This is a genomic window from Nostoc linckia z4 (assembly GCF_002608075.1).
Lineage (GTDB): Bacteria > Cyanobacteriota > Cyanobacteriia > Cyanobacteriales > Nostocaceae > Nostoc > Nostoc linckia.
Window position 1 is genome coordinate 1 of sequence record NZ_LAHA01000044.1, and the last position, 16,654, is coordinate 16,654.

Below are 16,654 nucleotides of genomic sequence, written 5' to 3' on the forward strand. Positions count from 1 at the left end.
GGGGCAGGGGGCAGGGGGAAAGAACAGTCGCGTTGAGTCTAGAAATTGGAATAATTTATTTTTTGGAATTCCCTAAGACACAGAAAATTAATTTTTGCTCTTCGATACATCAAAGGTGCAAGGCAATGCAACAAAGGTGCAAGGCGATGCAACAAACGTGCAAGGCAATGCAACAAACGTGCAAGGCAATGCAACAAACGTGCAAGGCAATGCAACAAACGTGCAAGGCGATGCAACAAAGGTGTAAAGCAATCCATCAAAGGTGTAAAGCGATGCAACAAAGGTGCAAGACGATGCAACAAAGGTGCAAGACGATGCAACAAAGGTGCAGGGCAATGCAATAAAGGTGCAAGGCGATGCAACAATGTAAATCAAGTGACTATGAACAATCAACCAAAACCCAATCTGAGTGACTTAGAACAATCTCATAGTGAGGACATTAAAACAATTACACTGTTGCTGGCAAAGATTTCCAATCGTAGCCCATCGGAAATTAAACCTCATCTTGCCACTATGCTTGAGCGGTTAGTACAACCAGCACAGGAACGTCCTTTCTATGAAACCGCCACCCGTACTGAGTGGGTAGCCGCATTTTGTGATTGGGTAGAAAGCCACCGAGGGCTTAACCTGCCTCCACTGTCCGATGAAGCTATTAGCCGCGAAAGTATTTATGGAGAGCGAGGCTAAGTACAACATTTCATAAATTCGTAGCGAATTCTCTGCGCCCCTTTGCGTTTACCTTTGCGAACCTTTGCGTTTAAATTTCAACCCTCAATTCGCCACGATCTTATGCAAAGCTGTACTAACCGGTAAATTTTTGCACCTAGCTCCAAAGCATAAATCAACCCAGGTTTTCCCAATAAAGCATATAACCAACATCAAAGAGTCAAAACAAATGCAAGATAGCCTTGTATTTGTTTACAAACATCTTTGCATAACTTTTTAGTAGGTTAAAAAGATGCTTATTGAAAACAAAATTCCGCTGCCAGGAGAATACTATCGATTTAAAGGCAATCAACCTTTACTATTAGATGACCCGCAGACAGTTTGGATAGTGCGATCGGGTTCCATGTCGCTATTTGCCATTGCGCTTAACAATGGTAATCCAGAAGGAAAACGGCGTTACCTATTTAATGTCAAATCCGCAGAAGCGATGTTTTCAATAGCATCTGAGTTTCAAAGCAAGCAACTGCAAATTTTAGCAGTGTCGCTTGAGGAAACAGAACTCCTCAAAATCTCTCGCAAAGATTTTGAGTCTATGTTCGCAGACAAACAAGCTGATGCAGTGGATTTGGTAGAGCGTTGGATATATCAACTAGGTTCGGCTGTGGCTTGCGAACCTAATCGTAACTTCAAAATTTCAAACCCAGAAACTCAGTTTTTCTCCTTAGCTAATGGCGAGATATTCCGACCAGAACAAGGCAGCATATCTTGGGTACGAATCCAAAGAGGCTATGCCAATTTAATGGGATTTGCCGAACTAATTTTTGATTCTGCGTCTGGTTTGTTACCTGTGAGTGCTGATATGTGGTTGCAGGCAAAGGGCATATTAGAATTAGAAACTTTTCCTGCCGAAGAGATTCAAGAAGCAGACACTTTAATGGTTAGTCTGGCTCAATTGCAAATGAATTTCCTACAAATAATTAACTTGCTCTGTGAGGAAGAAATCCAGCAAGAAATCCAAAGGTGTCGGCAAAGAGAACACCTGAAGCGTCAGGTGATGAATGAAACGTTAGACGAACTGTCATCTGTGTTGCAACCGCAGGAAACAGTCACTTCTTCACAGATAATACATGGCAGTAATTCCTCAGACCAAGCTCTGTTAGTTGCAGCCGGAGCAGTGGGACGTGCTTTAGGCATTACGATTCGCCCTCCATCTCGCTCAGAAGACCTCAAACGCCTGAAACACCCAATAGATGCCATCGCCCGTGCTTCACGAATTCGGATGCGTCGCTTGCATCTAATCGGGAATTGGTGGAAAAGTGATTGCGGCCCGATGCTGGGATACACTTTAGAAGACGAGACCCCGGTGGCTCTGTTACCAGTGAAGAGTGGTGCAAGGGGCAACCGCTATGAAATTTTCCATCCCCTCAAGCAGACTCGCACTTTTGTAGACGAGCAAAGTGCTGCTACGCTCTGCACCACTGCCTATGTATTTTATCGACCTTTGCCCGATAAAAACCTCAAAACCTGGGATATACTTCTATTTGCACTACAAGGTCATTATAAAGATTTAGTTATCATCCTGTTAAGCGCAATAGCTGTTTCTTTATTAGGGATGGTAACGCCCCAAGCTACTGCTATTCTCATAGATAACGCCGTTCCAGATAGCGATCGCGGATTATTGTTACAAATCGCTTTAGGTCTTTGTGCAACAGCTTTTGGAGGTACAATTTTTCAACTAGCTCAAGGGCTTGCCCTCATGAGACTAGAAACTTTTGCCGACTCATCCACTCAAGCTGCGGTGTGGGACAGGCTATTAAAGCTAAGTGTATCTTTTTTTAATCAGTATTCTATTGGCGATTTAGAATCTAGGGTTTCTAGCATCGGTGAGATTCGCTCCATACTCAGCGGTACAGTTCTCAAAACTATTTTCTCTGGCGTGTTTGCCTTTTTAAACTTGGGATTGTTAATTTATTACAATGGTTCGTTAACTGCGATCGCTATTGTTGCAGCTGTTGTAAATATTGCCCTAACTTTCTTCTCTGGTATGCTTACCCTCCGCAAAGTTCGTCCCTTATTGGAGCAACAAGGACAAATCTTTGGCGTGATGGTGCAGTTAATCAACGGGGTTGCCAAATTGCGAGTCGCAGGAGCTGAAGAACGCGCTTTTGCTTACTGGGGTAAACAGTATAGCCAGCAAATAAAATTAGTGTTGAGTACCCAAGCAATTGAAGACGTTCTCAACGTCTGCAATAAAGTCTTGCCCATATTCACATCTGGCGTGCTTTTCTGGTTTACTGCCACATTACTACAGCAGAGCCAGCAAACGGGAACTCAAGCACTATCCATTGGTACTTTCCTTGCCTTCAACTCTGCCTTTGGTACCTTTATTAGCGGTGCAACCAGCTTGAGTACAACCGTTGTCGATGTTCTGAAAGTCATACCTTTGTGGAAGCGTGCCCAGCCGATTTTGCAAGGCGAACCAGAAGTTAATAATAGTAAAGCAGACCCCGGCAGGTTATCGGGCAGAATTGTTGTAGACCATGCAGTTTTTCGTTACCACGATGATAGACCCTTAATCTTAGATAATGTGAATATTCAGGCTGAACCTGGGGAATTTATTGCTCTGGTGGGGACTTCTGGCAGTGGGAAATCAACTTTGTTTCGGTTATTACTCGGATTTGAGACACCGCAATCTGGCAGTATTTACTATGATGGACAGGAGTTGACAGGACTGGATATTCATGCTGTGCGCCGACAGATAGGTGTTGTATTGCAAAATAGCCGATTAATGTCAGCTTCTATCTTTGAAAACATTGCCAGTGGTGCTTTGGTTACAATTGATGAGGCATGGGAAGCCGCGCGGATGGCAGGTTTAGCAGATGATATCCAAGCTATGCCAATGGGTATGCACACTGTTGTCAGTGAAGGAGGTAGTAATATCTCTGGCGGACAACGGCAAAGGCTGTTAATTGCTAGGGCATTAGTATTGAAACCACGAATTTTACTATTTGATGAGGCTACCAGTGCCTTAGATAACAAAACCCAGGCTATTGTAAGTGAAAGCCTTGACCAGCTAAAAGTGACGCGCATAGTCATTGCTCACAGACTCAGTACAATCCACAATGCTGACCGTATCTATGTGCTTCAGAATGGTCGGGTTGTACAGCAGGGCAGTTTTGAGCGACTAGTCAATCAGCAAGGGCTATTTGCTCAACTGATGACGCGGCAAAAGCTATAAATTTCAAGGGGTGACAAGATTGGTCAAAGTGTGTATTGAGATTGGGTTTAGAGGCGATTTTCGCCCCTTGAAATGAAGAAATTGAGGGAAAAACTCAATACTGTTATTATGACCTTGATGGTTGCGATCGCAACCATGCACCCGAAAATAATTTTACTTATCAAGCATTTTTACGCATATTAAAAGAGCAGGAGATTGGCTGGCTTGCCTGGAGTTGGTGTAAAGATAATTGCACAGAACGCCAAATGTGCCAGAATGGAAATTTTTCCAGTCTCACTCCCTATGGCAACGATATTGTCAACAATTTTGTTTACGGCTTGAAATTGACAGCTAAAAAAGCAAAATTTTAATCTTACAGCAGCCTTACTTTTTATATCATGTCCGGCAATCCTGGTAAAATGCTTCTTCCACAGTTTCTCCTTCACTGATAAGCGGTAAAACATCTAATTTACATGTTAAGGCTGATGGGGAGATTGGGAGATGGGAGAGGAATTGAGCAATTAAGCAACAATCCAAAATATGCAAGTTAAATGTGGAACAGCTTACAACCAGGAAGTGAAGGAACATAGATAGTGTATCCACCTTCGTCACTGGGTTTTAATACAACTTTGAGTTTCATAACTTGGCAATGAACTTACTTTTCTATTTTTAATGATTTTTGAGGATTGCGTTGTCATTAACCCTTCAGACGCTCGAATGCTTTTCTTGCTGCATTAAGCACTACACGCTGCTCATTCGCATCTTTTGACCGCGCCAAAAGTTCATCAAGTACTTGCTTGGAGGTATTGCGTAAATTGCCCAAGGCTTCTGCGGCGTTGCGACGGACAACAACATCATCACCTTTATCTTGCAGGCGTTCTAATAGCCCATTGAGTACTTCTAGCTCGACTGGCTCGAAGGCATTGCTTAAGTAGTTGCCCAAGGCTTCTGCGGCGTTGCGGCGTACAACAACATCATCACCTCTATCTTGCAGGCGTTCTAATAGCCTATTGAGTACTTCTAGCTCGACTGGCTTGGAGGCATTGCTTAAGTAGTTGCCCAAGGCTTCTGCGACGTTGCGGCGGACAACAACATCATCACCTCTATCTTGCAGGCGTTCTAATAGCCCATTGAGTACTTCTAGCTCAACTGGCTTAGAGGCATTGCTTAAGTAGTTGCTCAAGGCTTTTGCGGCGTTGCGGCGGACATCAACATCTTTATCTTGTAGGTATTCCAATAGCTTGTCATCTACTAGCCTGGAGACATTGCGTATGTTGTGCAACGCCGCTGCTGCTTCATTATGCATAGCAGACTGCTCTTGATCTAGCAGAAGTTCCAATAGCCCATTGATTAACGGTTCGGATGCATTGGCTAATAACGATTTTTTTCTAAAGGATTGGCACAGATCAATTGACAAAATCTGCACGCAGAAGACTATTCCCAATTTTATATACAAACTCAATCCAAAATGGTGTAACTTGCCCAACGCCACTACGGCATTGCGACGCACATCATCTTCTTCATTTTTATTTTGCACGAGTGCCAATAGCTCAATGAGTACTGGTTCAGAGATATCGCCTAAGTTACCCAAAGCCGCTACTATAGCATAACGGACGTTAATATCATCAATTTTCAGGGATAGAAGAAGACCTTCAAGGGCATATTGATCTCCCAATGCTGCCATCTTCTGTAATTCTTGAATAGCATCTTCCTTATACCCTAGTTTTGAGTTTGCATGAAAAAGGATATCTATAAAGCTGTCAATGCGTTGCCTTTGTTTTTCCTGTTCTATAGCTTCTAGATCCAGTCCTGCAAGTTTACCTAGTTCGTCTGCCACAAAACTAGGTACTTTTTTTCCGCCTTTGGTAATACAGCATTCTCTGACTGCTAGGAGGAAACCTTTAATTTCTTCTCGTTCATCTGAATTAGGGTCTATTTTTTCTATTATTTTTGCTATAAACTCGCGCCAGTTGTCTTCGTTTTCTTTGTAAAACTCTACCAAATATAATCCTGCTAAATACTCAGCTAAAGTATCCAATGCAAACTTAATTGTGTGAGATTTCCCAGACTTAATTAAACAAAGTTGTTTTTCAAAATACTCAAGGATGTTGTCTGCTTTTCCTTCCCCCAAGGCAGCAACTATAGATGTACGATCTACATAATTTGGCTTATACTCTTGCTGAAGACATTGCCAAGCAATCAGCTTGGCATCCTGCTGAACTGTATGATATTCCTCACCAGTGCGCCTGACAACATCAGAATTGAGCGTTTCTAAATGCTCAAGTATCAGGTCAGGGATATTATCAGGAGAGCGCTTTGTACCTGGTAAGTTCTCTTTAGCATTAATCATCCGTTCAGCATAAAGCTTAGCCAACAAAACTATAATTTTTTCTTTATCACCAACTATGCCTGCAAGCTTGGCACATTCTTTCAAAAACTTGTCCTGATCCTTTGTAAAAAGTTCCCATTTGTTGCGCTTTATCAAGTACTCTTTGATAAAGTTAGTTAACTGCGGGCCATCAAGGCGTAACGTCTTTATTTTAATATCAATTACATCAATTTTTACATCAATACGTGAGGTAACTACTATAGCATTAGCTGGAAAATCTGGGTGGTCAGGATTAATCTTGTCACGTGTTTCCTGACTCATTTCAGAGAAACGATCGATAATTAAGAGAATCCGGCGCTGCCGTAGAAGTTGTTCTACTAGTAATTCGTCAACAATCTTTTGTTCGCTGTCCGTCAACTTCTGAATTTGTCCTACAAAATTTTTCATCAGAGCCTTTATACCTTCGCCCGATCCCGATTCCAGTTCTTGCTCAATTAGAACTGGTAACATCAAATGTTCAGCTAAGCGCTCTTTCTTGTCATCTGTCATTGCCCATTTAGCAATCTGACAAGCAATCGTCGTTTTTCCCGTACCTCCGTCTCCCGAAACTAATAGTCCTACTCGCTTGTCTTTTTTAAAAGTTGTTTTCAAATAGTCTGCTGTTAATATTCTCCGTTCGTTATTTGACTCCTTAATAACTTCTACTTCTACAGGGAGAGAAACATAATGTTGGCGTCTCTGAACGGTTTCATATATGAGAAATTCAGTCTCAAAAGTTTTAATGTGGTCTTTAACCCAAGCATCCAGAACTCTAGGACGGTACTTGAGCCAAATCACAAAACCAAGTGGGAGGTTGAACTCTGGGAGCATTCCCATTTTTGGAATCTTCAATTCCGCAGGTAACCAGAGCAGCCACAGAGGACGAAACCAAAGAACTCCGCCGTACAAAACTACCAAAACCCCAAGTCCAATAGGTAGTACAAACCAAGGTAAATCCTGGTTTTTTTCTTCATCAGATTTTTCCTCTTCTTCCTGTTTTTTCTCTTGAGGTGGTGAATTTGTCTTTTTGACCTCACCAGATTTAGTCGGTTGGGGTGTAGACTGCGCTCGTGTTTGAGCGTACAGCAGATTATTGTCTTGCTTAGTATTTGCTTGCGCCCAATTATGACTTGTCAACAACAGGGGAAACGCAACTCCCAAAAGGGAAACTTTCAGTAATCCTAAAAAAGTTAGTCTTGGGTGTATATCCATAAATTCAACTGAGCGCAAGGGTAATATTACTGAGATTTTATGCTACTTTCTAGATTTTGCCTAGATAAACTTGCACAGACGCGCTCAAAGCTTGTCGTTAGAAATCTCGTTTTGCAAGCTATAACTAAACTACAAAAGCACTCACTTGATTTCAGATTTTACAACTACCCATTGCGTCACAGGTGTCATTCCTCACCAGGTTACAAATTTACGGTTCCGCCTCCTGGATGGCAATACAAGTCAAAAACCCGCGCCCACATCCCACACCACAATACATTGGTAGGGGTTATCTGGTAATCTTGGTAAAGAGATAACCCCAGTATTGGCAATACAATCAACTGCGATCGCATTCAACACTGCAATTTTAGTTTTACCCCAACATACAGCGATACCTTCCACAATTGTTTCATGAATCCCAGCGCTTAAAGGGGCGGGAGTCTCATAAAGCATCACTTCTCCCCAAAAAGCTGTGGTGCGCTGAAGCCAAAAGCCTAAGCGCACCACAGAATTTAAGATATTTAGAAAATTAATTTAGGCTGGAACCACTTGAGCAATCAATGAGCGTTTATCAAGGGTGTGAACTTTACCTACTTCGCTGAGAGCATTTACAATTCGCTCTAGCATTTCTCCAGCTTGTTCGCGATATTGATTTTCGCGACCTCGTAAACGAATAACAAACTTCACTGAATCGCCTTTTTTCAACCAACCAACCGCTTGTTCGATGCGTAAATTATAATCAGCTACTCCCACATTGGGACGCAGCCGCACTTCTTTTACCGTTGGTCTGGCACTTTGTGTCTGACGCTTTTTCTTTTGATACTGAAATTTGCCATAGTTGAGGATCTTCGCTACTGGAGCTTCTTTGCCTTCGGAGACTACAACTAAGTCAAGTTCCACGCTCTGCGCTAGCTGTAGAGCTTCATAGGTATCAGTCAAACCACGATTGTTATTTTCATGGTCGATCAAGAACACTTGAGGTGACTTGATTTGCGAGTTAATTTGTTGCTTTTGGATTGCGATAATGTTTTCTCTCTATCTACTATTGTTCAATCTTTTGCTTTGCAAGCAATCAAATTCTAACACAAGCTTCATGTGAAGACATCGAAGCTTGTGTTAACCTTTCTTTCACAATAGACTTCTAAGAGAAGTGGGGAAAAGGGTAAGGGGTAAAGGGGAAAGGGCAAATAAAAACCCTTTTCCCTTTCCCCCCTATGAGCAAAAGTTACTTTTGCAAGAGGTATGATGTTAAATTTTACAACTAAGTACGTCGGTGTGAATATTTATCGTTGCAATGAGGCATGTCTTTGCGTCCCCTTGTCCCCGCGTCAGTCTTAATGATAAGTCTTCAATGGAACATGATATTATTGGTGACTGCTTAACATTTGTATAGGAATTTCAATTTGAAATTCAGTACCCTCACCTAATGCAGAAATACAATTGAGTTTCCCTTGGTGCTTTTCCACAACAATCTGATAACTAATTGATAACCCTAAACCAGTTCCTTGACCAACAGGTTTTGTAGTGAAAAAGGGATTAAAAATTTGTTCTTGAACCTCTGGCTTGATACCAGAGCCATTATCCTTAATACTAATTAAAATCCTTTGGTTATCTACAACTGAAGTTTTGATTTGAATGGTTGGAATCTTCGTGGAAGACTGCCAACATTCCATATTTTCCTTGAGAGCATAAATCGCATTATTGATAATATTCATAAAAACCTGATTCAATTGATTGACATAACAACTAACCTTGGGCAGTTGACCATATTCTTTAATTATCTGGATATCAGGTATTTTGTTGGGTAATGCCAACTGATGATTTAGAATCATCAATGTATTATCTATGCCTTCATGAATATCTACAGATTTAATTTTTGCTTCATCTAACCGTGAGAAGTTACGTAAGCCGAGAACGATGTCTGTAATTCGCTCAGCACCTGCTTTCATAGATCCCACTAACTTAGGTAAATCGTTACACAAATAGTCTAAATCGATAGATTTTATTTTGGCTGCTACGGCAGGAGTTAATTCAGGATACTCATCCTGATAAACTGCAATTAAATCTAATAAATCATCGATATACTGATTTGCATATTCAAGATTACCAGCAATAAAACTAACAGGATTGTTAATTTCATGGGCTACCCCTGCTACCATTTGCCCCAGACCAGACATTTTTTCACTATGAACTAGTTGAGCTTGTGCTTTTTGTAAATCGAGCAGAGCTTTGCTTAATTCTGATGTTCGTTCTACAACTTTTATTTCTAATTCATCGTTTGCCTTTTGTAAAGCCATTGCGGCTCTGTAGGTTTCTGTAGCAATACTGGCAATATGGGTAGCGGTTTTGAGAATTTCTAAATGATGCCTAGTAGGATGACAGGGAAATTTATGAGATATAGCAAATGTTCCTAAAACTTCACCAGTTTGCGAAACAAAAGGTGATGACCAACAAGCTTTGATGTTGTGACTCAAAGCAAAATCTCGAAAATCAGCCCATAAAGGATCGTTAGCAATATCATTTACAAATACTGAATCTCCTCTATAAGCAGCAGTACCACAAGAACCAGAACATTCACCAATCATTAAACCATCAACACCCTTAGCAAATTCTTCTGGAAGAGTGGGTGCTGCTCCTCCCCTTAACCGCCGCTTGTCTTGGTCTACAACTAAAATAGAACAATACGCCCCAGGTAATTGTTGCTCTAGCAATACACAAAGATTGTTAAAAATTTCATATAAATTGACTCCAAAGGCTACTTGCTCTAAAACTTGGCTTTGGGTATAAACTAATGCTTCTGAACGCTTGCGTTCGATCGCTGTTGCTAAGATATGAGTTACAGATTGTAAAAAATGAACATCATCTGGAGAAAAATTCCTGGTTTCAGTAGCATATACTTCCAGAAAACCTAAAGGTTTACTCGCACCTTGAATTAACACACTCAAACCAGTAACGCTGTCGGGAGGAGAAGAAATAATTAAATTTTCTGTCTGACAATCGGATGTGTTGTAATTAAGAATTTGCTGAGTATTTTCCAACCATTTTTGTTGTTGCTCAATATCTGTGATATTAATTTCACAAGAGTCCATTTCTAAAGCTTTATCCCCAATGCTAGCTACTTTCCGCAAAGCATTACTATCTGAAAGTATTTGCCAAATTCTACTGTATTTGACATTGAGTATTTGAGCTACTAAAGTAACTGTATTTTGGAATAAATCTGATAATTCCAGCCCAGAAAGCGCTTTTTGTCCGATTAAATTCACTGCTGCTTGGTAGCTGAAATTCATGGATGCATTATCATCATTCTGCCACTTATTGTTGGAATAAGTTGTTTTATTTGATGCCCCTAAGTGTAAGTTCATAAATCCAATATCATTTTTCTGTGTATCTCATAGTTCCCTAAAAAATTTGAGATCTCAACTTAATTGCCAAAACTTTAATGATAATGGAATTTTTATAAATCAAAGATAAAGTAGTGCCAAAGCATCTACATTCATCTTGACAAAAATATTAGTTGATGTTTTCAAGAATGTAGAATTCTAAATCATCAAGTTTTTAAATGCCATATAAATGTTGTTATTTGATAACTACCCATTGTGTGACACCCGCCATTCCTCGCCAGCCCAAAAATTTACCAATGGGTTCGGCGCGCTGGATGGCAATACGAATTAAATCGCCACCGACTCGTTGATGCCATTGAAATAAAGTTTGTTCGCCTTCTACCGTCACCACATTGACCACCAAACGCCCACCCGGCCGCAGTGCTTCCCAACAAACATCAAAAAGTCCCGTTGCTGTTACCCCGCCACCAATAAAAATCGCATCTGGTGTTGGCAAGTCTTTCAAAGCAGCAGGCGCTTTACCCGCGATGATTTGCAGATTTGGAGTACCGAGAGTGGCGGCATTATCAGCAATATATAGTAATCTAGATGAGTTTTGCTCGATCGCCACCGCCCGACACCGTGGATGAGTTCGCATCCATTCAATGGAAATGGAACCGCAACCCGCCCCCACATCCCACAATAATTGTCCCGGTGTCGGTGCTAAAGCTGCTAAAGTGATTGCCCTAACTTCACGTTTGGTTAATTGTCCATCGTGGTGGTAGGCATTATCTGGCAATCCTGGTAATCTTGGTAAAGGAATAACCCCAACATCGGCAATACAATCTACTGCCATCGCATTCAAGGCTGCAATTTCAGTTTCATTCCAAAATGCAGCCATACCCTCCACAATTCTTTCATGAACGCCGCCCATACGCTCCAAGACGGTGATTTTGCTGCCACCATAGCCGCGATTTGTCAAAATTTCGGCAACAACGGCGGGTGTGTCCTTGCCTTGGCTCAAAATTAACAGCTTAGCTCCCGGATAAATGTAAGATTGCAACAGGGAAGATGGGCGACCATTTAAACTCAAGGTTTCCACTTCCGTTAAAGACCATCCCAACCTCGCACAGGCGAGGCTAAAAGCTGAAGGTGCGGGGATAATGGTGATTTCGGAAATGGGAATTCGCCTCGTTAAAGTAACACCAATGCCGTAACACATAGGATCGCCACTTGCAAGTACGCAAATTGACTCACCGCGACGCTTGCTGATTTCTTCTACAGAAGTACTGATGGGAGATGCCCAGATTATTTTCTCACGTTGGTCATCCGAAGGCAGCATTGCTAAATGGCGATCGCCTCCCACAATTACTTTAGCTTGGGCGATGACCGAAAGAGCGATGGCACTTAATCCCTGCAACCCATCTTCTCCTATACCGATAATAGAAAGCCATTTCTCTGTCATGCTAATTAATGATTAATATTTTTCAGCTGTTATAAACAAGTAATCTCCTCGATTATTTTCATATTTTTTGATAATCTCTGTGATACGTCCTGTATCAATGTCTGCTGCTAGCCTTTCACACCCTGTAGCGATTTCCGCCGCAGAAGCTAGCAAAGCAAAGGTAGAAATTCCAGAACGCACATTTTCATCTAAATATATTTCTGGATGATATTTACCACTATATAAAAATAAGTCTTGCAAGTTTTCACCAATATAATAAGGTTCAATATCTGTTAATTCAAAACCTGATTCCTTGAGAGCATATTTAACATTTTCTAAATTTGGCATTTGTTCAGCAGATTTATACATAGCTTCTGGAAAATATTCCACTAACCAATATTTTCTCATTTGCTCTGGTGTTGCAGTAAATAATACGAAATTACCAGCTGCCAAGACACGGTAAATTTCTCTAAAAGCAGGAATTAATGCAGTAAAATGATGTATTGCTAAAGTACATAATACACCAGAGAAACTGCCATTCACATAAGGTAAAGTCTCTACTTCTCCAACTTCCCAAGCTATAGTATTACTCTTATTTTTAGCAGCATCAATCATCTTTATTGATTGGTCTATTCCATGCCAAACACCACCGTGTTTTGCTAAAGCCAGCGTATAATTTCCAGTACCACAGGCCACATCTAGATATGAATAATCTGATTTTATCTGAAGTTTAACAGCTAATCGATTAGCAATTTCAGGATCGGCACGACGAGTCAAATCATAGCTTTTGCCAATTTGCTCATAAATAGCCATTTGTTTAACTTTACGATTAATTTTTAGACTTATATTATATAGCAATCCTCTTTGTCCATCGCACTTTCAGAATTATTTGTTACTGCTGAAGCTGTTTAATTAACTCCAGCATTTTTTGGTATTGCTCTGTGTTTCCCTGTTCTAAAAAGAGATTAGCTGCTTTTTGTAAATCAGCGATCGCACCTTGTTTATCTCCCAATTGATAACGGACAATCCCCCGTCCACTGTAGGCTGGAGCAAAGTCGGCATTGAGTCGCAAAGCTGTAGTAAAATCAGTAATTGCTCCCTTTTTGTCTCCCAATTCAAAGCGGGCAATTGCGCGTGCGGCGTAGGGTGGGGTCAGGTTGGGATTAATTTTTAATGCTTGATTAAAATCTGCGATCGCTTTTTGTTTATCTCCCAATTGATAATAAGAAATACCCCGTCCACCGTAGGCTTCGGCGTAGTTGGGATTAATTTTCAATGCTTGATTAAAATCTGCAATGGCGTTTTTGCTATCATCCAAACTATTACGAGCAATCCCTCGGTTATTGTAGGCCAAGAGATAGTTAGGATTAATTTCTATGGCTCGATTATAATCGGCGATCGCACTTTTTTTATCTCCCAAAGCAGAACGAGCTAAACCCCGATTATTATAAGCATCGGCATCTTTAGAGTTAATTTTCAAGGCTTGGTTAAAGTCATCAATTGCGCCTTGAAAGTCTCCTAAATTATAGCGTGCAAGACCGCGATTATTGTAAGCATCGAGATATTTGGGATTGAGTTTAATTGCTGTAGTATATTTGGCGATCGCACCTTTAAAATCTCCTTTGTCGTAGTTATCGCCAGCTTGAATATAAAAATCGTCTGCTTTCGGCGTTTTTGGTGTTGAGATGCTGGGAGGAGTAACACCTAAATCTATCCCGACTTGAGTTGATAATCTCAAAAAGGTATTAATGGGAATGCCTAAATTAAAACCTGATTTCACATAAGCAACTGTGGAATTTATCTTCGATGTTTCTATATCTGCTTCATCTCCTCTCCCATGAATGCCAATCAATTCACCTTTGTCATTTAACACCGGGCCGCCACTCATCCCTGGTAAAGTGACATTGTTGTAAACTAGGGCATAACCATCACGCAAAGGCTCAGAGGCATTAGCAGTAATTCGTCCATCAGTGAAGTTGTAAATTGTGTTGGAAATTGCTGCTGTGGCTTGGGGAAAACCAGCTACATAAGCAGTGGTGCCTTCTGTGATTGTATTTGAGTTGCCGATTTTAGCCACGGTATAACTTTGAGGGCTGGTAAATTGGGCAATGGCCAAATCTACTTCTGGCAGTTTTTTCACAGTGTCATAATTTAGTTGATGGCGTTGATTATCTGGGGTGACAATTTCATATTTAGCTTTAGTTTCAATTACATGTTTAACTGTAATAAGTGTGTAAACATTACCTTCTTTTTGAATAATTATCCCAGTGCCAGAACTATTTTTATTATCAATTAATACTGTAATACCTTTGGCAATTTTACCCACTTCGGTTGATGATAAAGCCATTGTCAATTGCGGTTGCACAAAGGTGATTGTGACTCCGATAATTGCTGGGGTAAGTAAATAATCAAATTTCATCATTTAATTTGTTAAATATTTTAACTTTTGTTTTTACCCAGATCTAAGTAAGTCGCTGAAATAAAACCAAACTATGTAAAGAAAAGTAAATAAAGCTCAAACTCTTTCTCCCCCCTGCTCCCTGCTCCCTGCCCCCTGCCTTATCCCAACAATAATTATTTACATCGGCCTACTTATTTTGGTGCAGTACAAGAATTATTAAAACTATATGCTTCCTGCCAACGTTGAACATTTTTTTTGCCGATAGGAAATACTTTAGTATCACCATTCACAAAAGTTAAACGACCTTTAACTTCTTTTGCAGGTGCAGTCCTGAGCATATTAGCTGCATCAGCATTGATAGCAAATGAAGTATCTGTCATATACCAAGTGCTGGAACGTTCATAATTTGTATTGTTTTCGTATACACTATATGTGTATTTTCCTGAAAATCCTCTGGGCTTGATATTTGGACTGGGAGTTAGTTGGAGAATTTGACCATCAATTCCTAATTCTATGAGTTGGGGAACAAGTTCCTCTAAATCAGCTTGACCATTAAAAGGAGCTGATTGAACAATTATTTTCACAAAGCACCCTTCAATTTTGCTACCCCATAAGGAGACTACAACAAACCTTCCAGGGCGGGGACTATCAAAGGGACTTTTAAATATACCTCCAGATTTATCTTCCCCGTGGCGCTCAATTACTACTTTTCCTAAAAGCGAATTGACAAGACTATCTTGAATATTGACAACTGCATCAAAAGGCAATTTATCACCAGCCCAAGACATTCCATTCACAGTATTCAGTTCATCTTCTCCAATTGAAGTTTCGGCAATGACACTTTCTTGACCAAGATTAAGCAATGCCGCAACCAGCAATAAACTCAAAAAGCTTGATTTGAAAATTCTTTGAAACATAGTAATTACACACAAAGTATATAATTTATTTTATACAGCATATTTACCGAAAAGTGAAGTACACAAAGATTCACCCTTCAGGTCTGTTTCATATCATGTCCGCATAATTAGTTATGCTTTCCACAGCCATTGCACCGCACCCCTTAACCCCCTCCCTTAGCAAGATACAGCTAGCAAATCAGGGGTGACACCCCTGATTCCACCCGATGTAGAGACGTAGCAATGCTACGTCTCCACTAATTGCGTATTTTGAGTGTATTTAACAACGTTTACCAGGACAACCATACCCTGTAGTTCCCGCAGACCCATTAATTGTGGGAGGTCTTCCTGTAATGGGAGGAGTAGACGGTTCTGTAAATTTTGTTGGTGCAACTCGTGTAACTGGTGAATTTTGGATTGTCAGTCCCAAATTCTTGCCTATTTGGGAGTTAGTCAAGATTTTGATGGGAATTCCTAGATTAAAACCTGATTTGATAATAATGTTGGGATTTCGATCGGAGATTTGAAAGTTCTCGGTCATATCGGCTCTACCGTGGATTCCCACTAGTTCGCCTTTATCATTTAATACTGGGCCACCACTCATCCCTGGCAAGGTATTATTGGTGTAAACTAAGGCATAACCGTCGCGCTGGGGTGCATTAGAAGAAATTTGCCCGGTGAGGAAACTGTAACTTGAATTAGAAATTGCTGCTGTGGTTTGTGGGAACCCAGCTACATAAACTGCTGTACCTTCTGTTGCTTCGTCTGAGTTGCCGATTTTAGCAACAGCGTAACTCTGGGTGCTGGTAAACTGCACAATGGCTAAATCTACATCTGGAAATTTTTTGACGGTGTTGTAGTTGAGTGGATAACGTTGAGCATCTGGGGTGATAATTTCATATTTGGCTTCAGTTTCAATTACATGTCTAGCGGTCAGAACAGTGTAAGTATTGCCCTCTTTTTTGAGAATTACGCCACTACCTGGGCCACTTTTTTTGTAAATCTGCACCGTTATTGCTTTGGCAAGCTTCCCGACTTCTACTGTGGATAAGGCTATGGTGGTTTGTGGTTGCACAAATGCCATCGTCACCCCTATAATTGCTGTTGCTAATCCACCATCAAGCCTCATTATC

General features: G+C 40.7%; 12 protein-coding genes. 3 read left to right on the forward strand and 9 right to left on the reverse strand.

Annotated features, from left to right (window positions below):
* Nucleotides 1–94 precede the first annotated feature (94 nt).
* The 3 genes from VF06_RS41305 to VF06_RS26995 all read left to right on the forward strand — a co-directional run bounded on the left by VF06_RS41305 (nt 95) and on the right by VF06_RS26995 (nt 3,904).
* Nucleotides 95–247, forward strand: a complete 153-nt coding sequence (locus tag VF06_RS41305; protein WP_180267384.1) for a hypothetical protein — start codon at nt 95–97, stop codon at nt 245–247.
* 134 nt (nt 248–381) lie between these two features.
* Nucleotides 382–687: a hypothetical protein gene (locus tag VF06_RS26990; protein WP_099070090.1), complete on the forward strand. Its 306-nt coding sequence runs from the start codon at nt 382–384 to the stop codon at nt 685–687.
* Between the two features lie 271 nt (nt 688–958).
* Nucleotides 959–3,904: an NHLP bacteriocin export ABC transporter permease/ATPase subunit gene (locus tag VF06_RS26995; protein ID WP_099070091.1), complete on the forward strand. Its 2,946-nt coding sequence runs from the start codon at nt 959–961 to the stop codon at nt 3,902–3,904.
* Nucleotides 3,905–4,580: 676 nt separating this feature from the next.
* On the opposite strand, the gene VF06_RS27010 is transcribed toward VF06_RS26995, so the two are convergent.
* The 9 genes from VF06_RS27010 to VF06_RS27050 form a co-directional block, all read right to left on the reverse strand.
* Nucleotides 4,581–7,463, reverse strand: coding sequence for an NACHT domain-containing protein (locus VF06_RS27010; RefSeq protein WP_099070092.1), 2,883 nt, complete (start codon nt 7,461–7,463; stop codon nt 4,581–4,583).
* 240 nt (nt 7,464–7,703) lie between these two features.
* A complete protein-coding gene (locus VF06_RS43405) occupies nt 7,704–7,964 on the reverse strand; it encodes a hypothetical protein (protein WP_180267385.1) in 261 nt (86 codons plus the stop codon).
* A gap of 30 nt (nt 7,965–7,994) precedes the next feature.
* Complete coding sequence (gene infC / locus VF06_RS27020) at nt 7,995–8,486, reverse strand: translation initiation factor IF-3 (RefSeq protein ID WP_099070094.1); 492 nt, start codon at nt 8,484–8,486, stop codon at nt 7,995–7,997.
* A gap of 338 nt (nt 8,487–8,824) precedes the next feature.
* Complete coding sequence (locus VF06_RS27025; protein WP_099084328.1) at nt 8,825–10,822, reverse strand: GAF domain-containing protein; 1,998 nt, start codon at nt 10,820–10,822, stop codon at nt 8,825–8,827.
* Between the two features lie 214 nt (nt 10,823–11,036).
* Complete coding sequence (cbiE, locus tag VF06_RS27030) at nt 11,037–12,245, reverse strand: precorrin-6y C5,15-methyltransferase (decarboxylating) subunit CbiE (protein WP_099070095.1); 1,209 nt, start codon at nt 12,243–12,245, stop codon at nt 11,037–11,039.
* 12 nt (nt 12,246–12,257) lie between these two features.
* Nucleotides 12,258–13,037, reverse strand: a complete 780-nt coding sequence (locus tag VF06_RS27035; RefSeq protein ID WP_099070096.1) for a class I SAM-dependent methyltransferase — start codon at nt 13,035–13,037, stop codon at nt 12,258–12,260.
* 79 nt (nt 13,038–13,116) lie between these two features.
* On the reverse strand, nt 13,117–14,646 hold the full coding sequence (locus VF06_RS27040) for a tetratricopeptide repeat-containing S1 family peptidase (protein ID WP_244918145.1): 1,530 nt from the start codon (nt 14,644–14,646) through the stop codon (nt 13,117–13,119).
* Nucleotides 14,647–14,816: 170 nt separating this feature from the next.
* Nucleotides 14,817–15,542, reverse strand: coding sequence for a hypothetical protein (locus VF06_RS27045; RefSeq protein WP_099070098.1), 726 nt, complete (start codon nt 15,540–15,542; stop codon nt 14,817–14,819).
* 259 nt (nt 15,543–15,801) lie between these two features.
* On the reverse strand, nt 15,802–16,650 hold the full coding sequence (locus VF06_RS27050) for a S1 family peptidase (protein ID WP_099070099.1): 849 nt from the start codon (nt 16,648–16,650) through the stop codon (nt 15,802–15,804).
* Between the last annotated feature and the right edge of the window lie 4 nt (nt 16,651–16,654).